A 24,590-nucleotide genomic window follows, 5' to 3' on the forward strand; every position below is an offset into this window, starting at 1 on the left:
ATCACGTATTTAATGAAATTATAGCGTGAAACCATTGCTAAATCGGCTGTTAGGTTTTAAAATTGTATTTTGTTATTTTTAATGAAAGTCATGTCTGGTCTTTTAACCAATTTGTTAAAAGCTTTATTTGTTCATCACTGAGTTTTCCATTTTTATGCATCAATATGTATGACGGCAAAGGCATTTTTTTAGTTTCAATTTGTTTTTTTATTGAGTTTAATAATCTTTCCTGCTTCCGATTTGCGTATGAAGTCCATTCGTTAAAGTTCAAATCATCCTTTGCGTTTTTGATGTGATTTTCCACCAATGCTCTCACAGGCTGCGCATAGTCGTACCAAGCGTAGTTGGTATTGTCGCTGTGACAATCGTAGCAAGATTTGTGAAGCATCTTTTTTACTTCGGCAGGCATTTTATAGGCTTTTGCAAAATCAGTTGCGTAAACCCGCCCTTTATTTACATTAAGGGCAGGTTGATAGAACTGCATAGCAATAAAAATAAACAGCACACTTGCCAAAATTATCTTTAATACTTTTTTCATTTTTAGAACTTCTTTTTCACCGAACCACAATTAAGCATCTGGCTTCCGTAGTAAGGATTTTTGATTGACTTGGCTTCGCTAATCCAAATAGCCCCTTTACCATCGTTGTACATTGGGCAGAAGTCCTGATACAATTTCTGAGTAGTTCCAAACAATACGATAAGGTCGGAAATATCATTACTCAATGACACCAAGTGCTCCCTTTGGTGGCCTATCTTTCCTGCGTTATCGCCAATATGTTCTGCATTTTCTTTGGCATCTTCAGCTATGTCCATATATTTTTTATGCTTGTTGGCTGGGATGGCTTTCATATCTACTTTTTGCAATGTTGACAATAATTGCTTACCTGCATTGGCTGCTGCTTTATCATTATCTGCTACAAGTGCATTTTTTAACGCCAAATAATCTTTTACAATGGGTGTGGTAGAGAAGTTTTGAACCTGGTCTTTTACTTCATGTTTTTCAACTTTTTTCGCCGTGGTGTCCATTGTTGCTAAAGAACTTGCTGTATCGCTTTGCATTGGGCTTGCTACTGGTAGGTTTTCAGAATTTATAGTTGTATCAGTTGCTTTTGTTTCCGTATTTTTATTTGATGACTTATTGCAGGAAATTGTGGATGCTGCAATTGTAGCCACTGTTATGATGGAGAAAATTATATTTTTCATTTTAATGATTTTAAATAATAATAATAATGAGTATTTTTTTTGTTTACTTATTTTCCAATTCTTTCAGCTTTCGCTTCATAAACTCTATTTCTTCTGATTGTGTTTTGAGTATGTTTTTTTGCAGTTGTATCAGTTCGGGGTCGGTAAGTTTTGCTTTTTCCGACATCAAGACTGCGGCAGCGTGATGGGGTATCATACCTTTCACAAATTGTTTGTCGCCAACATTTATTTGCTCCCGAATACCAAACCACGAAAAGATACCTGTTGCAGCAGAAATTATTATAATACCCCAATTGATTTTCTGGTTTTCGTACATACTCTTCATTATCCATATTTCAATAATCAACATTGCAGAAACCATCAGCAAGGTCATATACAAATTATTAACGTTGGGGATAAGATTACTCAAACCGTCAATCATAGCATACATTATAAAATACATAGCTGCAAACATTACCACCGCCATAATTGCAAAGCGTTTGTACATTGCTAAAGAATGTTTACCGATATGTCCTTCATTTTTAGGGCTATGTTGCATGTCGTGCTTGTTTTCCATGTTTTCCATAGGGAATTATTTGTTGTTAATTGTTTCCTGTACGCTGCCGCAAGTAAGCATTTGAGAACCGTAATAAGGGTTTTTAATCGCTTCTTCTTTGCTTAACCAATTGGCACCTTTGCCATTGTTGTACATCGGACAATGCTGATAATAGACAGGTGTTTCCTGTTTTGACACATTGGTTAATTCGTACATATTTTTTGAAAGCAAGGCAAAGGCTTCTCTTTGTTTTGAAACCTCTTTAGCTGTAGCAATTTTTTCTGCATTTGCTGTTAAATCCTTCATTACTTTCATCCAAACGGTATGTTCTTCGGTAGAGAGTTTTGTTATTTCTACGGCTTTTATTGCCTTTACCAATTCAGCGGCTTTTGCAGATGAGGAAGTTGCATCGGTTTTTACCAGAGCATCTTTTACTGAAAAATAGTTATTAAAAACAATTTTCAATTGTGGTGCATTTTGGGTCGTTGCCGTAATTGTAGTTTCCATTTCTTTAGGATTGTGATTGGCATGTTCGGCTTTTATATCCATACCATTATCTTTGGCTTTTGCAACTGGTTTTTGTTCCCTGTTATACTGGCAACAGTCTGATAATTTTGCATAAATATCATCTGGCGCTAAAAATTTCTCGCTGTCATAGCCTGCAAGAGCAATGCGTTTCAATATTTCGTCCTGATTTGTTTTTTTACGATCATAGTTGAGTGTAGCCATCTTGGTATCTTGATTCCAATTTACTGTGGCTACATTTTTTAAATTCCCAGCTTTTTCGATCGTTGTTTTACACCTATCACAGTTGCCATATATTTTTACGGTTTCTGATTTTGCATTTTTAATTTGGGCATAAGTGCTTATGGCTGATAATAATACGGTGATTACCATCAATATTTTTGACATTGATTTGTTCATAACATTCATTTTTAGAAATGGAATTCACGAACTCCGCTTCAGTTTGAATTTTTAAATTAATTAGGAATACAAAGGAGATGAAAACTAAAGTTAGCTTTCGACAAAACATAACTATGGCTACAAGCCCTAGTTTTATCTTATTTTAGGCGGTTGCCAAATGGTATGGATTCCACAGGAATAGGTTGGATTCTGATAATAGAAAGTAGAGTTATCGCCATGGTTACTGAAGCCTGCATTTTTAGAATCCTCTAAAAATTTACTTTCAGTTAAAACAGTATACTGAAATGAATTGCAAAGGTTTCCACTACAGTTTCCTGAGCACCCGTCGGTTGGGCACTTGTGCGATGTGGGATGACAGCATTCGTCTTCGCAATCGCCGCTGTTGCAAGTCGGATGAATCTTTGCGAATGACTGTTTTATGAAAGTTTCAACATGTCCCTGAGTTTTCAAAACCTGCTTATCCTTTTTACTGCAAGCCAAAGAAATACCTGGCACAAAAAATAGCGCAAGTGTTAGGGACAGCATTAGTATTTTTAAATTTCCGAACATTATTTAGTAAAAACATTACAAATTTAGGATTTTTTTTGTAATTAATCTTTTTTTTTGACGATAATTGGATCGGAGCAATCGACTATCTGGGGTGGGTTTCGAAACTCCCAAAATATTTACGGACTGTAATAATGATTTTTTTTAATTTCATTGTCAATTGCTATTAGAATTGGTAGAATTTATTTACAAGTGAACTTACCAAGTGATGTAGTCGCAGGATTTGCTTTTGGTTATCCTTGGCTCTTTCTGGTAGTATTTGTGGTTAGAAAGTGGTTTCCTTTAAAATAAAAATCAGTGAAAGAAATTTAGAAAATTCAGATTGTCCACAGATTGGCTCCGCAGATTTGTATTAGAGATTGAAACAAATTCAATCCAAAACACTAAAATATTTCAAAATGAAAAAACCAGCAGTAGCATTATCAATCGTTTTCGCACTGGTTGCCGGAACAATTACAGCACAGTCAATGACCACAGGCGGTGAAACTCCGGTTGCCGTTAAAAATGCCTTTAAGAAAGAATATCCGCAGGTGAAAAAAGTGAAGTTTGACGATGAGAACGGAACGTACGAAGCAGAATTCAAATTAAACGGCAAAGACATGTCGGTGACTTATACCGCAAATGGGACAAAACAGGAAACTGAAACTTCTATGAAAGTTAGTGAACTTCCTAAAAATGTCGTTTCCTACATCGCAAGCAAAAAATATGGCAAAATAAAAGAAGCCGCAAGAATTGTAAAAGCAGACGGTTCGGTAGTGTATGAAGCGGAGGTGAGCAAAGGCGACCTTTTATTTAGTGAAAATGGAAGTTTTCAGAAATTAAATGTGGAAGCAGATTAATATTTTTTCTCAGGGCAATTCAGAAATGGATTGCCTTTTATTTTCTTAAAAATTAGTCTGATGAAAAAACTTACACCTCCAATTAAATTTAGTTTTCTGTTTTTAATTTTAATGTTTCAGACTTCTTTTGCACAACATGATTCTTTAAAAGACAGTGTGCGAATTTCCGAAGTTAAACTGAATGTAAAACAATTTATCATTCCGGCGGCATTGATAACTTATGGATTTATTTCTTTAGGAAATCCAAAACTAAATAATTCGACTGCGGCTGAAATTCAGGAAGACCATCCCAATTTCCAGTACAAAATCGACAACTACTCCCAGCTTGCGCCGGGCGTTGCAGTTTTTGCCCTAAATGCTTTTGGCATAAAAGGAAAGCACAACTGGAAAGATGCTGCATTAATTTATGGTACTTCAGTTGCGATTACAACGGCTTTTGTTTTGCCACTAAAAAAAATTACCAACGAAACACGGCCGGATTTTTCGGCAAATAATTCCTTTCCGTCCGGACATACCGCGATTGCTTTTGCGTCGGCAGAATTTCTTCGACAGGAATACAAGAATAATCCGTGGATTGGTTACGCAGGCTATGCGGTTGCCACAGCGACCGGAATTTTGCGGATGTATAATAACAAGCATTATTTGGGCGACGTAATTGCAGGCGCAGGTTTCGGTATCGCTTCTGCAAAACTTTCCTACGTTTTATACGATAAAGTTTTGCTGAAAAAAGGCTGGCATTTTACCTTAACGCCAGTTTACATAAATAAAACCGCGGGTTTCGCGTACAATTATAATTTCTAAAAATCTCAATGCATAAAACAGTTTCAGTTCTGCTTTTGTTTCTTGCTATCCAAATTTCAGCACAAACTTCAAAAAACGATGTTTTGGGACGCTGGATTTCTTCGGATAAAAGTGTGGCAGTAAATGTTTATAAAGAGGGAAATAATTTTAAGGCAAAAGTGATTTGGTTTGATGAACGTTTGGGAAGCGGGACACCGATGAATACCAGAAAAGACACGCACAATCCTGAAGAGGATTTACGAAATAGAAAAATTATCGGCATGGATGTTTTGGAAAATCTTAATTACAACTCAGAAAACCAACGCTGGGAAAACGGAAAAATTTACGATGCTTCAAGTGGGAGAACCTGGGACACTTTTGCAGAGATTCAAAAAAACGGGAAATTATATGTCCGTGGTTTCTGGAAATTTAGTTGGATTGGTAAAACGCTTTATTTTAGTAGATTTTAATTAAATACTTATGGTTTAAAATTTTATTTTTTAAGGCTTAACACTTTGGCGTTTAATTATAAAAACTGTAAAAATTTACCACTATGACTGCTTTTGTTGAAAATCACACCTTCGGAATTCAAATCGCGTTATTTCTATTTATCCTTTGTTTTTTCTGGATTTTAGAGAGTATTTCCCTGTCGCAATCCTTGAAAGACAAATACCTCCACACATTGGTAAATGCCAAATTTTTAATATTTGTAATTCCCATCCAGATTATTCTCGCGGTTATTTTATTGTCTGTTTCTGCAAAAACCGTCACCTATTCTTTCGGACTTTTATACCATCTTCCGATAGAGAAAAATGGTGTAACTTATTATCTGATTGCTTTTTTACTAATCGATTTTTTCAATTTTATTTATCATTATCTAATGCACAAAATTCCTCTCGGATGGAGGTTCCATCAAGTACATCACAGCGATATGGATGTAGATATCAGTACGACTTTTAGAGAACATCCTGGTGAAACTTTTTTCCGCGTAACTTTCTTTATTATCACCGTTTTTGTACTAGGAATTTCACCGTGGATCATTATATTATTCCAATTAATGGAAAGCACGTCCAATCTAATTTCGCATTCGAAAATAAAATTGCCGGAAAATATTGACCGATTTGTTTCTTTAATTTTTGTAACGCCAAATTCCCACAGCATTCATCACCACTACAAACTTCCGCATACAGATGCCAATTATGGCGACATACTTTCCATTTGGGATCATATTTTCAAAACGGCTTCAAGATTAAACCAGAAAAAAATTGTTTATGGAATTGATACGCATATGAATCCTGTTTACAATGCCAATTTTAAACTTCTAATTAAAAGACCATTTCGCTCCAAAAAGAAATCTCCACTTGTGAATGGTGCTGTCAAAAATACATTAATTCTAATTTTCATTTTCAGCATTCAAGGTTTTTATGCACAGAAAACTTTAGGAAATACCATAAAAGATTCGACTGTTATTGAAACAGACCTCAATGTGAACGATTTCTCTGTTATAATCATCAATCACATTAAAGCTGCGGAACTTTCTTCCGTTTGAGAGCACAACGCTCATAAAGTCTATGCTTCAGGTATGGGTGAGGGTTCCTTTTCCAAGGGCGAAAATTACTGACAGGACACTAAAATATCAGACATGTTTTTCATCAAATAAATTTTGAAATAGTAAAACAGAGAATTACACACCATATCAATACGATGATAAAACCTGCTTTCAGATTTTTATCATTATTCCAGTTGTATGTTATCGCTTTAATTCTGCTTTCCGTGATAATGTTTTTGGGTATTAATTGTATGGTCCAATAAATTCCCAGGGGCAATAAAATCAGATCATCAAGCAAACCGATTATAGGTATAAAATCCGGGATTAAATCTATCGGACTCAAAGCGTAACCGATTATTAAAACAATCAGTGCTTTGGGGATCCAAGGGGTTTCCGGATGTTGATAGGCCAAATGCAGAACAACGAGTTCGGTCTTGAGTTTTTTGGCTTTTTCTTTTATTTTTTTTAAAAGCTGCATCTGTTTTTAAATTTAAGCAAGCTGGATCGTGAGATCTTTCATTTTAATGTAGAATCAAATTACATGGTTCCTTGTACTATCTTCGTGCCTTTTTAGTTATTTCACTTCTTTAATTATTTATTGGAAACCACTTTTTGAAAAGAAATATTATTAGAAAAAGCCAACTGTAGCCTAATGCAAAGCTGGCAATTACATCACTTGGAAAGTGAACTCTCAAATAAATTCTGCTAATACCAATGACGAATGAGAGTAAAAGTAAAAATAATATCATTGCAAATTTTAAATACTTTGGAATGTCTGAAACCCACACCAAATAAGCGATCGCCCCATAAAATATAAAACTGAATGTAGTGTGCCCGCTGGGGAAACTAAAACCTGTTTCAGCATATAATAGTGGATATGGCGGTCTTGTCCTTTCAAACATTTTTTTAAATGCTGATAATAGCAACAAACCTCCACCTCCTGACATGAAAAGAAATACGGACTCTCTTTTTTTCTTAAATATAAAAAGTGCACCCACGACAATGGGAAATACGTAAATCATTAATTCTGGCGCAGAAAGATTTGTGATGGACAGCATCAATTGATTTAATCTCTGATGAACGATGAAATTTTTGAAAAATAAAAAAATTATTTCATCAAATGTACCTTCTTTTTCTAAAACAATTTCATCTGTAATGGCAAAAAACAACACTAATGAAATTATAAAAAAAGCAATCGAGATCAGTAAATATTTGGAAGAATCTTTGAGATAATTTTTCAGGACCTGCGTATATTTCATTTTAATTTTCGTAATTTTTTTAAATAAAAAATAGAATGTTCCGAAGTAAAAACGCTAAAATTTAAAGCAGTTCTTGTTAACTCCATCAGTTCGTTCTTTTGTATGTTTCTTTAAAATTTATATTATTCAGTAACGATGGTAAAACAATTAACAGTAAAGGCAAAGCAACTAGAAATCCACCAATCACCGCAATCGCTAAAGGCTGATGCATTTGCGCCCCTGTTCCAATCCCCAAAGCCAAGGGCATCAAAGCGATAATTGCTCCTAAAGCCGTCATTAGTTTCGGGCGTAATCTCGTACTGACCGCAAAAATTAGTGCTTTCTCTTTTGATTTTTCCTCCAGACTTTCCTCAAACTGAAGATATGTGAAAATGGCATTTTCCCCGATAATTCCAACCATCATGATTAAACCGGTGTAACTTCCAACATTTAAAGGCGTACCTGTGATAAAGAGCAAAATGAAACTACCGGAAATTCCTAAGATGGAAACCAACAAAATTAAAAAAGCAACTTTTAGATTTCTAAATAGAAATAAAATGGTCGTAAAGACGAGTAAACTTGAGACACATAAGATCAAAAGTAATTCACTGAAAGATTTCTGCTGTTCCGCATATGCGCCGCCATAGATAATGGTGTAACCTGTTGGAAGTTTAATTTTTTTACCAATTTCTGATTGTATATTTTTAATAGTTCCGCCCAAATCTCCATTATCCAAACGCGCACTCACAATGCCAATATTCTGCAGATCTTCGCGTTCCACTTCTGCCGAACCTTTTAAAATCGACACTTTCGCAAATTCTTTCAAAGGTTTCAGCTGGCCATTCGGCAAAGAAATCATACTGTTTTGAATTTCCTGAACGGAAGCATTTGATTTATTATTGTATAAAATCCTGATGGGTGTGAATTGGTTTTGATCAAATAAATCTCCGACTGTATTTCCGCTTAAAATAGTTTGCGTTTGGTATTGAAAATTCTGTGGCGAAATTTGATATTGTGCTAAAACCGAAAAATTGGGTGAAATTTCTATCGATGGACCTGCAATCAAAATCCCATCAAAAACATCGGCTGTTCCCGGAACTTTTTCTACAATTTTAGAAATTTGCCGGGAATAATCCTGAATTTTATTAATATCAGTTCCAAAAACCTTGATCTCAATGGGTTGCGCGCTGCTCATTAAATCGCCGAGCATATCGGTAATAACCTGTCCAAAATCTACGGTTAAAGGTAAACCGGTTTTTTCAATTTTTGAGCGAAGATCGTCCGTAACTTCTGCCGTTGTTTGGGTTCTGTCTTTTTTTAAATTAATTAAATAATCACCACGGTTGGGTTCGGTAATGAAAAATCCCATCTGCGTTCCCGTTCTTCGGCTGTAGGCTTGCACTTGAGGATTGGCTTTAATAATTTTTTCGACTTCACGAAGTTCGCGATCGGTTTCCTCCAAAGACGTTCCCGGTGGGGAATTGTAATCGAGAATGATGCTCCCTTCATCCATATCAGGCAAAAATCCGGTGGAAATATTCGGTATAATTAAAGCAGTCAGCAAAACCAAAAGGCCCATAAAAACGTAAGAAAATATCGGTTTTCTTATAAAAAATCCTACCCATTTCCTTTCTTTCACATCTTGGTGTTCGGTCTTTCTTACTTTCTTTTTATCTTTTGATAACAACAAATAAATGACAGGTAATAAAAGCCAAGTGACAAAAAATGAACTGACTAAAGTGATAATCATCGTATCGGTCATCACTTTGAAATAGGAACCTGCAACGCCGCTCATCAGCATAAATGGAAGAAAAATAACAATCGTACTAAAAGAGGAACCGACCATTGCTTTTAGCAAATAATTAACTGCTCGCTGTACCAAAGTTTTACTGTTTGCCTCAGGAAATTCTTCGTGCGTCCGGTGGATTTGTTCGACAATTACAATTGCATCATCAATGATCAAACCAATTGCCGCAGCAATTGCGCCCAAAGTCATAATATTAAAAGTTGCGCCAGTTGCATACAAAACGACCATCGTTAAACAAATCGTAACCGGAATTGTAATTAAAATAGTCGCACTCGCTTTCCAGGATTTTAAAAATAAAATGGCGACCACAATTGCTAATAAAAGTCCAATCCACAGTGCATCTGTAACACTTTTAATAGAACTATTCACAAAATCTGCCTGAACGTAATAGGGTTTTATCAAGATATCTTTTGGCAATGTTTTTTGTAAATCTGCAATTTTCGCTTCCATCGCTGCGGAAACATCAACCACATTTGCGTTGGGTTGCTGCACGACGGCAATTAGAATACTCTCTGTACCGTTTGCATTTACTTTGATATATTGTTTAGCGTTATGAACCTCAATTTTGGCAATATCTTTAAAATAAACAATCCTGTTGCCATCGTTTTTTAGGACTGTATTACTCAAAGCATCCAGATTTCTTATCTGTGAATTGGTAAGTGTTAAATAAAGAAAATTGTAATCAGAAGAATAGCCGTTTGATTTTATGAAATTGGTTTCATTCAGCGCGGTCTCAATATCTTTAGGGCTTAAACCCAATCTCGTCATCTTCACTTGGTCTAAAATTGCCCAAAATTCTTTGTCTTCGCCACCAATTATTCTAATATCACTTACGCCGAGAACCTGCGACAGAAAAGGTTTTATGGTATAAAGAGCAAGTTGTTTCAGCGCAATTGGCGACAGTGAAGTGGACGTTAACGTATAACCCATCACAGGCAAAATCGAAGGATTCATCTTTTCTACCGTGATGTTGATGTTTGCAGGAAGTTGGTTTTTTATTTCATTTATTTTTGCTTCAATCTGCTGTTGGCTTAAATCAATATTTGCATTCCAATCCATAAAGGCGGAAATCTCACAGCTTCCCCGGCTTGTTGTGCTTTTCAATAACTGCAGATTGGGCACTAATTTCACGGCATTTTCTAAAGGCCGGGTAACGGCTACTGTCATTTGGTCGACAGGTTGTTCTCCTGCTTCAGCAATGATTTTTATTTTTGGGAAAGTGATTTCGGGGAAAAGTGAAGATTTAATTTTGGTATAGGAAAAAATACCGCCTAGAAGAATAAGCAGTACCATGACCAAAAGTGGATTTTTATATTTTACAAAAAATGATTCCATTATTATATTTTTGTCTGAGATGTTCACAATTAGTCGACGATATGAACTTTTGAATTATTTACCAAGCCGTAATTTCCGGAAGTAATTATCCGATCTTTCAAATTAATATTTCCTGAAATGATCTGCACGTACTTTTCATTTTCCGTACCTTTTACGATCTCCACTTTTACTGCGGTACTATTGTCTTTTAATTTCATGATCCAAAATTTAGTTTGCATTTCATCAGTTAAAACTGCACTTTTTTGGACAAACAATCCTGTAGAGTTGTCTTGTTGTTTCAGGTGGATGTTCACAATTAAATTTTCAGGAACAGAAACATTTTCATTCGGTTTTACCAAGACTTTTTCGGTCTGAGAAATCGGGTCAACTGCTGGTAAAAGCTTTGCAATATGCCCATGAATGGTTTTGCCGTCTGGAAGAGTAATTTCTAAATTTTTATTGTTAATGAGCATTTCGTGGTATTCATACGGCACATTCATTACAAGTCCAAAACTTGAGGCATCTGTAATTCCTGCTAAAATTTCACCTTCCTGCACATAATCACCAATCTGATGATTTAAAGAATTAACGAATCCGGTTGCAGGACAGGAGACCGAGGTAACTCCTGAAAAACGAAAGGAAGGATCCAGGTTATTAATTGTGCTACCCAATGCGCGCGATTCCTTGGTTTGCACCGAAAATAAAAATTGTCCTCTTCGGACGTTGTCACCCAATTTAATTCTAACATTGGTGATGTAACCAGTAGCATTCGATTTCACATCAGATTTCAATAAGTATGTTGCCGTCGCATTAATGGAAATATCATTATTAATAGACAATGTGTCCGTGGGAAAAGCCACAGAAACAGGGGTTGCGGATGTTAATGTCGGGTTATCCGTCATGATTTCCGGCTTTTTCTTACACGAAACCATTAAAATCGAAAACAGAGAAAAGGTAATTATTTTAAGGCATTTCATTATTGTATAATTATATTTTCATATTGATTTTCAAGTCTTAATACCTGCATTTTGTACTGTAAAAGGCCACTCTTCAAAGCCGTATAATTGGTAATCGCCAGAATGAAATCGACCATTTTGATGTCGCCAGTAGGCAATTGTTTCAGATTAGCTTCAATTAAAGTTTTCGCATATTTCATTTGCGTTGTGGCCAGTCTGACCATCTCTTTATATCGCAAAATTTGATCTTTAATTTGAGATTTTCGCTGCTCATATTGTTTTTGATAAAATACATTGTAATTTTTCCGGGTATCGAGTTCTATTTTTTTCTGTTCCAAAGACAATTCCCGTTTATGACCGTCGTAGATTGGAACCGTTAAAGAAAGTCCTGCGCTAATTCCGAAATTTTTGTACGGAGTTTGGATCAACGCTGAAGAATAACCGCCATCAGCGAAAACCGAAATCTTTGGCTGGTAATCATAGTTGATCAACTGAATATCATTGACCAGTTTCAGACTGTCTGTGCGAAAGGTTTGTGCGTACACACTTTCTTTAAAATCGGATTCAATATTATAATTAAAATCTGGCGATTCTAAGTCGGTAACTACTTTTTCATTATTTCCGGAAAGGTATTGAAGCACTCCAAAATTATTTTGAAAATCTGCAAGATGTTGTTTTTGGAGCAATTCATTTTGCTGTTGCGTTACTTTAAAAGTCAAGTAATCGGTCTGCCGAAAAACGGATTTCTGAGTTAGGGTTTTTAAAACTAAATCTTCCTGCTGAAAAATATGGATGATTTCCTGATCAATTTTCGTTTGCTCCTGGTTTTCATACGCCAGAAGATATTGTTCGGTAATCGCCTTTTTCAGTGTAAGTGCAGAGAGATTTTTCTGATTTAATAATTGTTGAACCGTAAGTGAAAAAGAATAGAGTTTTGCCTGATAGTTTTTTTTGCTGACGAAATCCCGGGAAACCCGGCCTAAAAGTGCGAGATTATTTCCGTTGACAGTGGAATTTCCGTCATAGCCCCAATTTTTTATTTGTGGAGAATAGGAAGCATCCGCGATGCCATTCACCTTGAAACCATAATCACGACGCATTTTCACACTGTCTATTGCTGTAATGCTGATCTTATTTTGTAAATCCTGTAAATCCGGATTGGTTTGCTGGGCGGTTTCCAAATAATATGTAAGCGTATTACTGTTCTGTGCATTGAAGCGTGAACTGACCATTAACAAAAGCGGCAATAGCAAGATTTTTAGTTTTTTCTGGAAAGCCATACGTTATTGGAATCAAAATTTGATTCAAAATTGCTCAGAAATTCTGTGGACAATCTGAATTTATCAGGTTTAGGATAGGATTGTATGGATTATTTCCGCTTTAAAATAAACTGATGTCTGTTTTCTGCGAAACTGTAATTTAAAATTAAGTGAAATGAATTTGCAATCTCCTTAGCGATTTCCAAACCTAAACCAGTTCCTTTTTCCTGCGTACTTTGGCGTTGAAATCTTTTAAATAATTTATCAGGATCCAATGCAATCCCTTCAGCTTTGTTGGATATTTTCATTTCATCTTTGCTAAATATGATTTCCACTTCACTATTTTCCGGCGCGTATTTTAAGGCATTAAAAAGTAAATTTCCGACCAGCACTTCCACTAAACTAAAATCGATTTCCACAACCAGGACTTTCGAAAAATCTTTTTTTAGGGTCAGGTTTTTAAATTTAATCTGTTCGCTATAGTTTTTAATAAAAGAATCTACAAGAAGATTCAGGTTAACAGGCTGAATATTTGTGAACTGTCTGTTTTCAATTTTAGATAGAAGTAACAGTGCCTGATTCAATTTGCTCATTCTTGTATTGGCATTCGAAATATCGTTTAGGATTTCAGCCTGTTGTTCTGAAATAAAATCCGTTTGCCAAAGGAGTTCAATATTATTCTGTACAATTGCGAGGGGTGTTTGCAACTCATGCGAGGCGTTTTCGGTAAACTCTTTTTGTGATTGATAGACTTTTTTGTTTGTTGCAGACAGTTTGCTCAAAGAATTATTCAAATCATTCAGTTCATTGATTTTACTGGGTACCAAATTTAAATCATCGGCATGATCAACACGGAATTTCTGTAACTCCTCTAAAGTATGGTAAAAGGGTTTCCATACTTTTTTTTTAACCTGTGTATTGATCAGCAAAAGAGTAACGGTCAACACGGACAAAACAGAAATAAGGAGATACAGAATGCTTTTCATCAGGTCTTCATTTTCTACCAAAGACTGGCGGACCGTCACATTGAAAGTGCCGTTTTCGGTTTTCATTGGAAATTCCAGAATCCGGTAGGATTCCATTTCGTCATCGTCTTTATTATAAATATCCTTTGTAAAAATTCGCTCCTCTAAAAGTTGTCCGGGATTTTTTTCAATACTGATTCGGTCATCAAGAGTTATAAAGTTTTCTGCCGGTAAATTTTGAAGCTTCCTGATAACACTAGTTTTCTGGGCTTCTAAATTTTCATCAATATTTTGAGTCAAAACCTTTTGAATGGCGATATAAAAAAGCGGAATGGAAATCAGCATAACCAAAATCGTCACTCCGATGTAGCGCAATGAAATAAAGTGCGTGAGCTTCATGATGCTTCTAATTTATAACCCATTCCATATACTGATTTTATGCAATCCTTAGCTCCTGCCAATGCCAGTTTTTTCTTTAAATTTTTGATATGTGCATATAGAAAATCAAAATTGTCAAAAAACTGAATATTGTCTTCTGCAATATGTTCTGCTATGGCAGTTTTAGAGATTATGCGGTTTTTATTGACTGAAAGATATAATAGAATGTCAAATTCTTTCCTTGTTAAATCGATCGGCCTTCCGTGGTGAGAAATCAGTTTCGTTTCTGCATTAATCTCAAGATCGTTTATCAAGATCGATGAATTTCCCTTAAACTGTCTCCTTCTAATCACCGCTGAAATACGCGCACCTAATTCAGAAAGATGAAAAGGTTTAGCCAGATAATCATCAGCACCCCACTGTAAACCATTGATTTTATCATCTAAAGAATTTTTTGCAGAAATAATGATAACACCATCCGTCTTTTTTTCATCTTTCAACTGTTTCAGAAGATGTAATCCATTGCCATTGGGTAAGGTAATGTCCAGTAAAATACAGTCGTAATCATAGCATTCCAGCTTTTCTTTTGCTTCTTCAAAATCTTCTGCTAACTCACAAACGTACTTTTCGCTTTTCATGTAAACCAAAATGCTTTTACTTAGCTGTTCTTCGTCTTCGATTAGTAAAATTTTCATACAAATTTTTTAACAAGTTAACTTATAAATCTGAATTAAATCTGAATTTAAGGTACAGACGCATTTCTGAATTTATAATAGAAAAAAGGGAATAGAAAATACAGTTTTCGCACAGAATTGAGACCAAGTTTTTGAATAAGCAATAATATATCATTAAATATAAGATTTAAATAAATGTTAAATCTATTTTAAACACTAGTATATAAGACTATTGCTTTATAGTAATTTTAAGAAGAGGAGCGAAGTATGGGAACATATTAAGGCGCAAGACAACATGTTAAATTTGCAAGAAATATTCTGACGCCGGTAGAAAGGATTTCCTGTCTTTATCATACTGCAGAATTTAAGAAATCCACGCCAGCATCATATAACACCCACTCATCCGCAAACTCAGCTAAACATCTAACGCTACCATATAACGATAAAAAAGTTGTAAAACTGCATTCTTACTACAGTCCTTACGAATTAGAAAAGGCTGTGGATGATTTTGTAAATCGCTCCAATAATGAGCGTGATCACGATCTCTGTAAAATCTTTATAGCCGGTTATCAGAGTTGCATTTTAGTTCTGACGCAAGAACATCAAAGTCAAATAAAGAACTAATGTGCCAATTATTCTTCTTGCTGATTTTTGAAAGTATATTGCGACTGGCATAAACCCTTAATAAAATATTCACTGGAATAATGACTTTTGAACTCCTGTTTTATCTGACTCAATCGAACCAAGTCTTCTATAAAAGTGTTTGAAGATAATCCAGTCTGGGTCACTAAAGCCAAATGGCGCCACTATAAGACAAGTGGCGCCATTTTTTTGCATCACATTAATAACATTATCGAAAAATCGCTAATTTTAGATGTTACGGCTTTGTGGGAGAAGGTCATAACCTCAAGAAAAAACAATGAAAAAACGCACAGTACGAGCGCAAAAACATGAAATTTCACATCCAGCATGTCCCGAAACGGTACAGGAAATACCTTACGGAAAAGTGGTAAAAAAAATCCCAGCTCTTCCGAACCGGGATTTTTGGGACTGAAATATCATTTAGGCATTTACTCCATTGTTTTTCCGATCACCTATCAAATTCTATTTCTGCACCATCATTTTAAATACTTTTAGTGTATTGCCGTCTTTGCCTTTGATTTCTATCAGATAACTTCCTGAAGATAAATAGCGCTGGATATTAAATTCCTGCGTTTTGTTTTTGGTAAGTTTCTGCTGATATATAGCTCTTGCCGTGGCATCATATATCAATATATTGCAACTCTCTTTCTGAAAAATACTTCCGGTGATGCGGAAATCTCCGTTGTTTGGATTGTCGTAAAGTTGCATATCCGCAGCCGCATCCGTTTCTATAGTCGCCATACTTCCTTTGTAAATAAAGCGGGTAATAAAACCGAATATGGAATTGTAAACGGGATTGGTCATGGTTTGATATTGCCCTCCTTCAGCTGTGATCCCTGTGGGAGCATTACTTGATCCCCATAATACCAATGAACCATCACTTAAGAATGCAGGATTTATCCTTTCTGTAACATAACCAACGTTGGATGCAGGACCTGCAAAATACGATGTCCAAATTCTGTTTCCCGCACTGTTGAACTCAGCAAAAAACATAGTGGCATTGCTATTAACCCCGGCATTAGCAGGTGTGGTGCGAAATGCACCGGGTGTGGCAATATTCGATGCTGCCCCATGCTGACTACCTGTGAATACGATGCGGTCTCCCAATATAGTTAAGTTTCCACTACTTGAAATAACGTCTTCTCCTGCGCTACCGAAATAAGTGCTCCAAACCCGGTTTCCGGTAGTATCGAATTTGCTTAAAAACAAATCACTGCTTCCGGAAAGCTGTGGTTGGAATGCAGCCGGTGTACCGTAATATGTTGGATTTGCCGTATCGCTGATATCTCCGCTTACATAGATGCCTGTGGTATTGGCTTCAATATCATAAGCCATTAATCCTACAAAATCCGTAAGGGTATTTGCAGTCCCGTAATAGGTTCCCCAATCTCGTTGTCCGGTCATAGCATTAAAACTCTGCAATACTTGTTTTGCAGGCGTATTAGGTTGGAACGTTCCAGCAGTGGTTTGGTTTCCCGGCATACTATTATTGTAACCGCCAATAGTGTAAAGGTGGCCGTTAGAATAATCAAAATCTACAAAACCGGCTACATTGTAAGTAGCCCATAATTTTTGCCCATCGGAGCTAAGTTTAACTAAATAATCATTACTCATTTCAGTAGTTCCTATATTGTACGGAATGAAATTTTCCTGAAACACCCCTTGTGTTCCAAGCCCTGCAATATTTTCTCTCGTAAGTCCATTGATATAAATATTCTGGTTCTCATCAAACTGCAATGAAAATGCTTGATTGGTGGTATTACTACCATTGCCATTAGGTACGTTTGGCAAATATGTTGTCCAGATAAGTGTACCTGCCGCATTGCGTTTTGTTAACGTAAGGGTATTGGTACTGTTGGTGTTCGTGTACTGGGTGAGCCAAACGCCAAGAGTGGCAAGACCGGATACCAAACCGGGTTGGCTTTTGAAATAATATTTGTTATCCTGTCCGTCAATGCCAATTAAACGCTCTACTGTTGTAAATACAGCATTACCGCCATTAGAAATATAACTGCCATACAGCATTTGTCCTGTGGAAGCAAATGTGGCCCCATAATAATTATTTCCCGGTAAAGTTGCCAATGCACCTCCTCCCATTACAAACTGGTTGTAATAGGAAGCAGTATAGTTGGTGGAAAAATCGGTATTTCCATTTACATATAAATTATTTTGAGAATCGGCAAAAAAACCAGTATTTTCTTTATAATAATCGTCTAATACGGTACTACTACCTCCTACATAACTTCCCCATTGTTGGGTGTAGGGGAAATTTTGGGCTTTTATTAAAAAAGTAAATAATGAGAGAATTATTAATAATTTTTTCATTTTTTAATTTAAAAAATTAATATACATCACTGCGAACAGCAAACATGCTGCAATAGAAATTTGTTTCATAGTACATATTTTAAATTTGTTGGTGTGCTAAAGCTATGAAAAAATTATAATATTGTTATTTTAAGCATAGAATTATGTTTATATCGTAAGAATGAAATGAAGAATAATTAGGCGTTTACGCCATTGTTTTTCGATCAATTATGCAAAAGGGCGACCTTAATACGAAATGAAGGAGGATTAATAAAAAGATATAAAAGTGCAATAAATAGCTCTTTAATGTCCAAATTGTAAAAACTTCAAAACTAAACTTAAAGAAGTGCATTAAATAACACTTCTGATTTAATTATTAAAATAATGATGTATATTTGTACTTAAAAGTGTAATATATGACACTAAATGATTTAATAGTACAAATCAAAGAACGGAGAAAAATTTTAGATGTAACGCAGGAAACACTTGCGGAAATTTCTAGTGTAGGACTTCGTACCTTGAAACAGTTGGAAAGCGGAAAAGGAAATCCAACGCTAGAAACATTGCAAAAAATTTGCGATGCTTTAGGTTTGGAAATTAAATTGGAAATTAAAAACATTAACCAATGAGATCCGCAAAAGTCTTATACAAAGGTCAACCAGCCGGAGTGCTGAAGCAAAATGATGATGGCAGCTTCATTTTTCAATATGATCAGGATTGGCTGTTGGACACCAATAAACCTCCCATAAGCCTGACGCTACCTAAGACACAGAAAGAATTCGTCTCTAAAGAATTATTCCCATTTTTCTACCATCTTTTGCCAGAAGGAATTAATAAAAGAATGGTTTGCCAAACTTACAAAATTGATGAATCCGATGCTTTCGGAATTCTTTTAACTACTGCAAACACAGATACAGTGGGAGCTATAACTATTGAAAGAATTAAAAATGGATCAGCATAAAATAAAATATTGTCCAGGAAAACTCACAAAAGGTTTTGATACTTACAGTCCGATTGTTTTAAAGAAAATGTTTGACGGTAAAAAAATCAGTCCTGTTCTACCCTACACATCCCCATCAGATTCCAAAGAGCGGTCGGTATTTAATGAAAATCAACTGCATATTTCTATTTCAGGTTTTCAGGAAAAATACTCATTGCTCATCGAAAATTCGAAATTACGGTTAACGACTGAAAATGAGCGCGGACAATACATTTTGAAGCCGATTTCAGACCTTCCAAAAAACAGTGAGTTTGCACCAGCAAACGAACATCTCACGATGCAAATCGCACAGCAAATTTTTAAAATAGAAACTGCGGAAAATGCTTTGATATTCTTTGAAAATGGAAAACCCGCATATCTTACGAAAAGATTTGATGTCAAAAAAAACGGGGAAAAATTAGCTGTTGAGGATTTTGCTTCTCTATTGCAAAAATCACCTGCAACGCACGGTGAACAGTACAAATATCAAGGAAATTACTTGGAACTTTTTGAAGCATTGAAAAAATTTGCACCTGCCTCAAAAGTAGAAGCACCAAAACTTTTCACATTAATTCTTTTCAATTATTTATTTTCAAATGGAGATGCTCATCTAAAAAACTTTTCTGTAATAGAAACAGAGCAAGGTGATTTTAAATTAAGTCCGGCTTATGATCTACTCAATACCAAAATTCATATTGAAGATGCCGATTTTGCTTTAAGCGATGGTCTTTTACCAAAATCCGTTGCAAAAGGAAAAATAAAAGAGCGGTTTATTTTGTTAAGTCAAAAAGCTGAAATACCAGAAAAAACAATATCCAAAATTTTCAAAAATTTAACTTCTCAAGAGAATGAAGTAATTCAATTGACTAACCGTTCCTTTCTCAGTGAACAACTTAAAAGAAATTTTATACAGCGTTATCAGACGAGATTGAAGAAAATCTCTTGAAAGAGAATCGTGAGATTTTTTTTAAATAGTTATTCTTTACCTTACCGCAATTTCTTAAAAACAATAACATCCACCTTTATTGTAAGCTGTTGCAAATATCAATTGAACTTTTTGAAAGTATCATGTTCTGAGAACATCACCTTCTGGACTGTCTTTTCTAAATCATCCTATTCTTTGCTTTCACTATCAACTTCCAAAAGTTTTATCAATTTATTTGCATATCCAGAGACGTTTTTATGTTTCGATGTTTACCGGCTTGAGATACTCAGATATAGAAATTTAAAGCGCAGTGATATATAGCAGCGAAATAATAATTGTTTTATAGAATTTTCCAAATGATTGGGCTTGTAGCGTCATCACATAGCCATACAAAGCTAAAATAATTCCCAAAAAACGCCATACCAAACAAGCTTACCTTCCTTTAACCAAAACCAATAACCACCGCCAATTTCACAAAATCCTGCAAGTATAAAAATGAGTAAGGATTTTTAAATGAAATATCATCTATTACTATTATTTTTTTTTAAATCCGCAAAACTGAAAATTCTGCGTGGTATTAAATGGTGTTGTATGATTTTCCGTAAAGCATTTTACAGCTTCGAAATTTCTGGAAAAAGTTTCTCTCATCAGACTTTCAGAGTATTGCTTTATTTCTAATCCGCTGCATTTTAGAGGTCCATTTTCTGAAAATGTGCCTAATAAAAAATGACCGTTTTCATTGATGGATTGACTTACTAAATGTGCATATTTTTGAATACGTTCATCATCTGTAAGAAAATGAAAAACTGCTCGATCTTGCCAGAAATCAAATTTAACATCAGTTTCAAATTCTGTAATATCCGAAACAATCCAATGTACTTGGTCAGCTTTATCGCCTAATCGCTTTTTAGCTTTTTCTAATGCAGTAGCAGAAATATCTAGTACCCAAATGTTCTCATATCCTTTTTCTAGTAAAGCATCTACTAAATTACTATCGCCACCGCCAACATCAATGATATTGGCGGTTTTAGGCAAATTAAAATTTCCTAAATAATCCATTGAAGTTTTGGGATATTCTTGGGTCCAGCTCACTTCATTTGGGCTTTTGGTTGAAAATACCTTTTCCCAGTGTTGTTTATTCTGATTCATTTTTTTAACTTTTAACTAAAAACAGGGTTATAGATGTTTTTCATCAATAACCCTGTTCATTTTTTGAGTGGCAAATTTACGCCGAAAAACCCGTAGCCAATCCTAACAGACAAGATAGCATTACTACACATTTCCAACAGTTTAACTGGTTATTCATTTTTAAAGTTATTTATGTTAATATTGTCATACATATAAGCAATTTTTACGCCACTGTTAAGGGTAATTATTAGTATTTACAATGAGATATTATTTGGAGTATAATCTTCTTTATCAATAGGAACTTCTAATGTGGTATGATTAATTTTATAGGTTGCATTTAGTTCTTTCTTAATAGCAAATAATATATCGTTCATTTCTGAAATAGTGGTGTCTGGTTTCATAATAATATGACCATTTAAAGCATTTACACCAGAAGTTAATGACCAACCGTGCAAATCGTGAACGGCTCCAACTTCTGTTTTTTCTACAAGGTATTTTTCAAGGGTTTAAAAATCTACATCTTTCGGAACCCCTTCTAATAAAATATCTACCGATTCTGTCAATAAACTAAAAGTCCTTGGTAAAATAAACAAACCAATAAATGCACTCAGTATTATCCATCCTGTAAAAGTAGTTAATTTGTTTATTTAGCAAATGCTAAAATAAGGATTTATAATAAAGTGATCAATTTTTTACTCGATGCTTTCGTCAAAATTTTATCCGCTGTATCCTTACAGCGTTTAAAATTGCCAATAATGCCACACCAACATCCGCGAAAACCGCTTCCCACATTGTTGCCAAACCTCCTGCTCCTAAAACTAAAACAACGGCTTTCACGGCAAATGCCAGAATGATATTTTGCCAAACGATTTTTTTTGTCTGCTTTCCAATATTTATGGCCATTGCAATTTTACTCGGCTTATCATCCTGAATTACAACGTCCGCGGTTTCAATAGTAGCATCGCTTCCCAATCCACCCATTGCAATTCCTACGTCTGAAAGTGCGACGACCGGAGCGTCATTTACGCCATCGCCCACAAATGCTACACTCTCGCTTTTGCTTTTAATCGCTTTCAATTTTTCTACCTTATCTTCGGGCAGTAGATCTCCGAAAGCCGTATCAATCCCTAATTCTTTTGCAACAAGTTCTACGACGTTGGTTTTGTCACCGCTTAACATCGTTACTTTCACATTAAGATTATGCAGTTTAGTAACCGCATCTTGCGCATCTTCTTTTATCGAATCTGCGATGGTCAAATAGCCAGCAAATTTATTATCATACGCAATTGCGATGGTAGTATAAACAATTGAACTTGGGTCTAAATCATATTTAACAGAAAATTTGTCTAATAATTTGAAATTACCGACTAATAATTCTTTTCCGTTTACGTTTGCCTTTAAACCGTGACCTGAAATTTCTTCTACATTCTCCAATGCTATTTTTGAATCCAATTCTCCAACAAAATTATGAATCGCAGTTGCTACCGGATGTGTACTTTGACTTTCCAATTTATTGACCATCGCCAAAATTGTTTTTTCATCAAAATCTGGCTGAATAATAACTTCCTGAACTTTGAAAACACCTTCCGTCATTGTGCCTGTTTTATCTATCACAACATTCTTTATAGTAGCAATAACGTCTAAAAAGTTGCTGCCTTTAAACAAAATACCGTTTTTACTTGCAGCGCCAATTCCTCCGAAATATCCTAGTGGAATACTAATTACCAATGCACAAGGACAACTTATTACCAAGAAAACCAGAGCCCTGTAAAGCCATTTGCTGAAAGTATAATCCTGTACGAAAAACATTGGAATTATGGTAATGAGAACAGCCAATATTACCACGATTGGTGTGTAGATTTTTGCAAATTTTCTTATAAATAATTCTGTGGGTGCTTTCTGTGAAGTTGCATTTTGTACCAATTCTAATATTTTAGAAAGTTTACTATCCTTATATGCGGTAGTTACTTTCACTTGCACCACTGTATTTAGGTTTATCATTCCTGCTAAAACGGTTTCACCTTTAGATTTGGAATCTGGTTTGCTTTCTCCCGTGAGTGCCGCAGTATTAAATGAACCTTTTTCTGAAATCAATTCTCCATCTAAACCTAATTTTTCGCCAGATTTTAGTTGGATAATATCTCCGATTTCTACAGATTCTGCCTTCACAGTTGTTGCTTGGTTATCTTTTAAAACGGTAACTTCATCTGGTCTTTGGTCTAATAATGTTTTGATATCGGATTTTGCTCTCTGTACTGCAAGGGTTTGAAAAACTTCACCAACAGCGTAGAAAAGCATTACCGCTACACCTTCCGGATATTCTCCAATTGCGAATGCACCAATTGTAGCGATGCTCATTAAAAGAAATTCTGAAAAGAAATCACTTTTTCGCATACTATCAAGTGCCTCTTTCAAAACTGGTAATCCCACGGGAATATACGCGACAATGTAACAGACAATTCTTACCCAACCTGTGAACCAATTTTGTGTAATCCAATTATCCAGTGCAATGGCAACTATCAATAAAGTGAAGGAGATAATGGCCGGCAAAAACATTTTTAGCGTTGTTTTGTCAGAATTATCGTGATTATGTCCATCATCGTGGGAGTGCTCCCCGGAATGCTTTTCCGTACCTAAATCCCGTAAGTTTAATTTCTTTTTTGCCATTTTTTATGTTATTTATTTACCCAAGCCATTGCCTGTTCTTTATCTTTAATTTTAAAATATTTCACTTAGGACTTTGTGAATAAATCCATCACGTTCGCTGTCCATTCCTGCCATTTATTTTCTCGCCTGATAGCAATTTTACATAATCTGAAAGGTGTATCTCATCAACTTTTACATCTTCATACAACCCTTTTCTATTTCCTCCATTTAATTCTTTAAATAAAAACTATTCTCATTCAATAGTTCAACATCTATGCGTACATCCCTAAAATCATAAATAATAAAAATCCGCCAAAAAACGCGGCAGTATGCCAAACAGTTTCCTTTTCTTCATGTGCTTCTTTCAGTAATTCTTCGGTAACCAAAAATAGCAATGCGGCAAGACCAAAAGACAAGACTATTTCCATCGCACTGTGGCTTAAATTATTAAGCAGCGTCGCACCCAGAAGTGCACTTATGAAGAATAATGAGGCCAAAATGCTAATCCAAAGTATTTTTTTCCCAGTAGAAAACTTTTTGGTTCCCAATTCTGTCGCAGTGGCGATACCGAGGGATAACAGTTCTAAACTTAATGCAATTGCGAGTAAAATCCCTTCTGTATTTCCTGCATGAAAGGCAATTCCTAAAAGCAGACCATCGATAAAAATGTCCACCCCTATGGCAATTAACAAACCCCAAGGAATACTACCTGTGGAATTTTCCACAGTTTCACTTTTTGATGTTAATTTTTTAACTAAAATCATGAGCAAAAACCCCAATGCAAAACCTATGATTGTTTGGACTGCTTTATGGATTTTGACTACATCTGGTAAAATTTCTACAGCCACCACAGAAAAAACTACCCCTGCAGCAAAATGCAGTATCAAACTCCGCACATTTCCGGAAGGCTGTTTGAAGATAGCGATGCTACCTCCTATAAGCATTGTAGCAACAGGAATAAGTGCAAATAATAAAATATTTGAAAGACTGATCATTTAT

At 35.3% G+C, this 24,590-nt stretch carries 25 protein-coding genes and 2 pseudogenes; 9 read left to right on the forward strand and 18 right to left on the reverse strand.

Annotated features, from left to right (window positions below; genetic code table 11):
* Positions 1–88: 88 nt before the first annotated feature.
* The 4 genes from FUA25_RS11065 to FUA25_RS11080 are packed head-to-tail and all read right to left on the reverse strand — an operon-like array spanning position 89 to position 2,662.
* Positions 89–538 carry a heme-binding domain-containing protein gene (locus FUA25_RS11065; protein WP_147756994.1) on the reverse strand — a complete coding sequence of 150 codons (450 nt, stop codon included), beginning with the start codon at positions 536–538 and terminating at the stop codon, positions 89–91.
* A 2-nt stretch (positions 539–540) separates the two neighbouring features.
* Complete coding sequence (locus FUA25_RS11070; RefSeq protein WP_147756995.1) at positions 541–1,203, reverse strand: DUF3347 domain-containing protein; 663 nt, start codon at positions 1,201–1,203, stop codon at positions 541–543.
* A 43-nt stretch (positions 1,204–1,246) separates the two neighbouring features.
* Positions 1,247–1,768, reverse strand: a complete 522-nt coding sequence (locus FUA25_RS11075; RefSeq protein ID WP_147756996.1) for a DUF305 domain-containing protein — start codon at positions 1,766–1,768, stop codon at positions 1,247–1,249.
* Positions 1,769–1,774: 6 nt separating this feature from the next.
* Positions 1,775–2,662, reverse strand: a complete 888-nt coding sequence (locus FUA25_RS11080; protein ID WP_228411694.1) for a DUF3347 domain-containing protein — start codon at positions 2,660–2,662, stop codon at positions 1,775–1,777.
* A gap of 693 nt (positions 2,663–3,355) precedes the next feature.
* On the opposite strand from FUA25_RS11080, the gene FUA25_RS13470 reads away from it, so the two are divergent.
* The 5 genes and pseudogenes from FUA25_RS13470 to FUA25_RS11100 form a co-directional block, all read left to right on the forward strand.
* Positions 3,356–3,499, forward strand: a complete 144-nt coding sequence (locus FUA25_RS13470; protein ID WP_410493486.1) for a hypothetical protein — start codon at positions 3,356–3,358, stop codon at positions 3,497–3,499.
* Positions 3,500–3,606: 107 nt separating this feature from the next.
* Positions 3,607–4,047, forward strand: coding sequence for a PepSY-like domain-containing protein (locus FUA25_RS11085; RefSeq protein WP_147756997.1), 441 nt, complete (start codon positions 3,607–3,609; stop codon positions 4,045–4,047).
* A gap of 60 nt (positions 4,048–4,107) precedes the next feature.
* Positions 4,108–4,848, forward strand: coding sequence for a phosphatase PAP2 family protein (locus FUA25_RS11090; RefSeq protein WP_228411695.1), 741 nt, complete (start codon positions 4,108–4,110; stop codon positions 4,846–4,848).
* Between the two features lie 8 nt (positions 4,849–4,856).
* Positions 4,857–5,297 (forward strand): DUF2147 domain-containing protein, encoded by a 441-nt coding sequence (locus FUA25_RS11095; RefSeq protein ID WP_147756998.1) that lies wholly within the window; start codon positions 4,857–4,859, stop codon positions 5,295–5,297.
* An 83-nt stretch (positions 5,298–5,380) separates the two neighbouring features.
* A pseudogene (locus FUA25_RS11100) lies at positions 5,381–6,055 on the forward strand (sterol desaturase family protein); the annotation flags it as partial.
* Positions 6,056–6,295: 240 nt separating this feature from the next.
* Here the strand turns inward: FUA25_RS11100 and FUA25_RS13475 are convergent.
* The 8 genes and pseudogenes from FUA25_RS13475 to FUA25_RS11135 form a co-directional block, all read right to left on the reverse strand.
* Positions 6,296–6,403, reverse strand: a pseudogene (locus FUA25_RS13475) (IS3 family transposase); the annotation flags it as partial.
* A gap of 76 nt (positions 6,404–6,479) precedes the next feature.
* Entirely contained in the window at positions 6,480–6,854 is a 375-nt protein-coding gene (locus FUA25_RS11105) for a YkvA family protein (RefSeq protein ID WP_147757000.1), read from the reverse strand.
* Between the two features lie 109 nt (positions 6,855–6,963).
* Positions 6,964–7,635 carry a phosphatase PAP2 family protein gene (locus FUA25_RS11110; RefSeq protein ID WP_147757001.1) on the reverse strand — a complete coding sequence of 224 codons (672 nt, stop codon included), beginning with the start codon at positions 7,633–7,635 and terminating at the stop codon, positions 6,964–6,966.
* 85 nt (positions 7,636–7,720) lie between these two features.
* On the reverse strand, positions 7,721–10,756 hold the full coding sequence (locus tag FUA25_RS11115) for an efflux RND transporter permease subunit (RefSeq protein WP_147757002.1): 3,036 nt from the start codon (positions 10,754–10,756) through the stop codon (positions 7,721–7,723).
* Positions 10,757–10,785: 29 nt separating this feature from the next.
* Entirely contained in the window at positions 10,786–11,712 is a 927-nt protein-coding gene (locus tag FUA25_RS11120; protein WP_147757003.1) for an efflux RND transporter periplasmic adaptor subunit, read from the reverse strand.
* Complete coding sequence (locus tag FUA25_RS11125; RefSeq protein WP_185146698.1) at positions 11,712–12,938, reverse strand: TolC family protein; 1,227 nt, start codon at positions 12,936–12,938, stop codon at positions 11,712–11,714. Before FUA25_RS11125 ends, FUA25_RS11120 begins: the two co-directional genes overlap by 1 nt.
* A gap of 122 nt (positions 12,939–13,060) precedes the next feature.
* Positions 13,061–14,314: a sensor histidine kinase gene (locus FUA25_RS11130; RefSeq protein WP_147757005.1), complete on the reverse strand. Its 1,254-nt coding sequence runs from the start codon at positions 14,312–14,314 to the stop codon at positions 13,061–13,063.
* Positions 14,311–14,988, reverse strand: a complete 678-nt coding sequence (locus FUA25_RS11135; RefSeq protein WP_147757006.1) for a response regulator transcription factor — start codon at positions 14,986–14,988, stop codon at positions 14,311–14,313. The genes FUA25_RS11130 and FUA25_RS11135 overlap by 4 nt, the downstream gene beginning before the upstream one ends.
* An 898-nt stretch (positions 14,989–15,886) precedes the next feature.
* Between FUA25_RS11135 and FUA25_RS13405 the strand changes: the two genes are divergently transcribed.
* On the forward strand, positions 15,887–16,021 hold the full coding sequence (locus FUA25_RS13405; RefSeq protein ID WP_262712210.1) for a hypothetical protein: 135 nt from the start codon (positions 15,887–15,889) through the stop codon (positions 16,019–16,021).
* Between the two features lie 50 nt (positions 16,022–16,071).
* On the opposite strand, the gene FUA25_RS11145 is transcribed toward FUA25_RS13405, so the two are convergent.
* Positions 16,072–17,934 (reverse strand): T9SS type A sorting domain-containing protein, encoded by a 1,863-nt coding sequence (locus FUA25_RS11145; RefSeq protein WP_147757007.1) that lies wholly within the window; start codon positions 17,932–17,934, stop codon positions 16,072–16,074.
* Between the two features lie 395 nt (positions 17,935–18,329).
* On the opposite strand from FUA25_RS11145, the gene FUA25_RS11150 reads away from it, so the two are divergent.
* The 3 genes from FUA25_RS11150 to FUA25_RS11160 are packed head-to-tail and all read left to right on the forward strand — an operon-like array spanning position 18,330 to position 19,838.
* Entirely contained in the window at positions 18,330–18,542 is a 213-nt protein-coding gene (locus tag FUA25_RS11150) for a helix-turn-helix domain-containing protein (protein ID WP_147757008.1), read from the forward strand.
* Positions 18,539–18,874 carry a HipA N-terminal domain-containing protein gene (locus FUA25_RS11155; protein WP_076387882.1) on the forward strand — a complete coding sequence of 112 codons (336 nt, stop codon included), beginning with the start codon at positions 18,539–18,541 and terminating at the stop codon, positions 18,872–18,874. Before FUA25_RS11150 ends, FUA25_RS11155 begins: the two co-directional genes overlap by 4 nt.
* The gene (locus tag FUA25_RS11160) at positions 18,861–19,838 is read left to right on the forward strand and encodes a type II toxin-antitoxin system HipA family toxin (protein WP_185146699.1); all 978 of its coding nucleotides are present in this window, start codon (positions 18,861–18,863) and stop codon (positions 19,836–19,838) included. Before FUA25_RS11155 ends, FUA25_RS11160 begins: the two co-directional genes overlap by 14 nt.
* 374 nt (positions 19,839–20,212) lie before the next feature.
* Here FUA25_RS11160 and FUA25_RS13480 read toward each other — a convergent pair whose 3' ends face one another.
* The 5 genes from FUA25_RS13480 to FUA25_RS11180 form a co-directional block, all read right to left on the reverse strand.
* Positions 20,213–20,314 (reverse strand): hypothetical protein, encoded by a 102-nt coding sequence (locus FUA25_RS13480; RefSeq protein ID WP_410493487.1) that lies wholly within the window; start codon positions 20,312–20,314, stop codon positions 20,213–20,215.
* A 37-nt stretch (positions 20,315–20,351) separates the two neighbouring features.
* Positions 20,352–20,966 carry a class I SAM-dependent methyltransferase gene (locus FUA25_RS11170; protein WP_147757009.1) on the reverse strand — a complete coding sequence of 205 codons (615 nt, stop codon included), beginning with the start codon at positions 20,964–20,966 and terminating at the stop codon, positions 20,352–20,354.
* 233 nt (positions 20,967–21,199) lie between these two features.
* Positions 21,200–21,346, reverse strand: a complete 147-nt coding sequence (locus FUA25_RS13265) for a hypothetical protein (protein ID WP_185146700.1) — start codon at positions 21,344–21,346, stop codon at positions 21,200–21,202.
* Between the two features lie 307 nt (positions 21,347–21,653).
* Positions 21,654–23,612, reverse strand: coding sequence for a heavy metal translocating P-type ATPase (locus FUA25_RS11175; protein ID WP_147757010.1), 1,959 nt, complete (start codon positions 23,610–23,612; stop codon positions 21,654–21,656).
* 251 nt (positions 23,613–23,863) lie between these two features.
* Positions 23,864–24,586 (reverse strand): ZIP family metal transporter, encoded by a 723-nt coding sequence (locus FUA25_RS11180; RefSeq protein WP_147757011.1) that lies wholly within the window; start codon positions 24,584–24,586, stop codon positions 23,864–23,866.
* Positions 24,587–24,590: the final 4 nt, after the last annotated feature.

This window comes from Chryseobacterium sp. (assembly GCF_008014695.1).
GTDB lineage: Bacteria > Bacteroidota > Bacteroidia > Flavobacteriales > Weeksellaceae > Kaistella.

Coding starts and splice junctions, on each gene's coding strand:
- FUA25_RS11095 (WP_147756998.1), top strand. CDS start 4,857: ATGCATAAAACAGTTTCAGTTCTGCTTTTGTTTCTTGCTATCCAAATT.
- FUA25_RS11115 (WP_147757002.1), bottom strand. CDS start 10,756: ATGGAATCATTTTTTGTAAAATATAAAAATCCACTTTTGGTCATGGTA.
- FUA25_RS11145 (WP_147757007.1), bottom strand. CDS start 17,934: ATGAAAAAATTATTAATAATTCTCTCATTATTTACTTTTTTAATAAAA.
- FUA25_RS11070 (WP_147756995.1), bottom strand. CDS start 1,203: ATGAAAAATATAATTTTCTCCATCATAACAGTGGCTACAATTGCAGCA.
- FUA25_RS11065 (WP_147756994.1), bottom strand. CDS start 538: ATGAAAAAAGTATTAAAGATAATTTTGGCAAGTGTGCTGTTTATTTTT.
- FUA25_RS11135 (WP_147757006.1), bottom strand. CDS start 14,988: ATGAAAATTTTACTAATCGAAGACGAAGAACAGCTAAGTAAAAGCATT.
- FUA25_RS11120 (WP_147757003.1), bottom strand. CDS start 11,712: ATGAAATGCCTTAAAATAATTACCTTTTCTCTGTTTTCGATTTTAATG.
- FUA25_RS11090 (WP_228411695.1), top strand. CDS start 4,108: ATGAAAAAACTTACACCTCCAATTAAATTTAGTTTTCTGTTTTTAATT.
- FUA25_RS11175 (WP_147757010.1), bottom strand. CDS start 23,612: ATGGCAAAAAAGAAATTAAACTTACGGGATTTAGGTACGGAAAAGCAT.
- FUA25_RS13265 (WP_185146700.1), bottom strand. CDS start 21,346: ATGAAACCAGACACCACTATTTCAGAAATGAACGATATATTATTTGCT.
- FUA25_RS11080 (WP_228411694.1), bottom strand. CDS start 2,662: ATGAACAAATCAATGTCAAAAATATTGATGGTAATCACCGTATTATTA.
- FUA25_RS13405 (WP_262712210.1), top strand. CDS start 15,887: ATGAAAAAACGCACAGTACGAGCGCAAAAACATGAAATTTCACATCCA.
- FUA25_RS11105 (WP_147757000.1), bottom strand. CDS start 6,854: ATGCAGCTTTTAAAAAAAATAAAAGAAAAAGCCAAAAAACTCAAGACC.
- FUA25_RS11160 (WP_185146699.1), top strand. CDS start 18,861: ATGGATCAGCATAAAATAAAATATTGTCCAGGAAAACTCACAAAAGGT.
- FUA25_RS11170 (WP_147757009.1), bottom strand. CDS start 20,966: ATGAATCAGAATAAACAACACTGGGAAAAGGTATTTTCAACCAAAAGC.
- FUA25_RS11155 (WP_076387882.1), top strand. CDS start 18,539: ATGAGATCCGCAAAAGTCTTATACAAAGGTCAACCAGCCGGAGTGCTG.
- FUA25_RS11180 (WP_147757011.1), bottom strand. CDS start 24,586: ATGATCAGTCTTTCAAATATTTTATTATTTGCACTTATTCCTGTTGCT.
- FUA25_RS11150 (WP_147757008.1), top strand. CDS start 18,330: ATGACACTAAATGATTTAATAGTACAAATCAAAGAACGGAGAAAAATT.
- FUA25_RS11075 (WP_147756996.1), bottom strand. CDS start 1,768: ATGGAAAACATGGAAAACAAGCACGACATGCAACATAGCCCTAAAAAT.
- FUA25_RS11085 (WP_147756997.1), top strand. CDS start 3,607: ATGAAAAAACCAGCAGTAGCATTATCAATCGTTTTCGCACTGGTTGCC.
- FUA25_RS11110 (WP_147757001.1), bottom strand. CDS start 7,635: ATGAAATATACGCAGGTCCTGAAAAATTATCTCAAAGATTCTTCCAAA.
- FUA25_RS11130 (WP_147757005.1), bottom strand. CDS start 14,314: ATGAAGCTCACGCACTTTATTTCATTGCGCTACATCGGAGTGACGATT.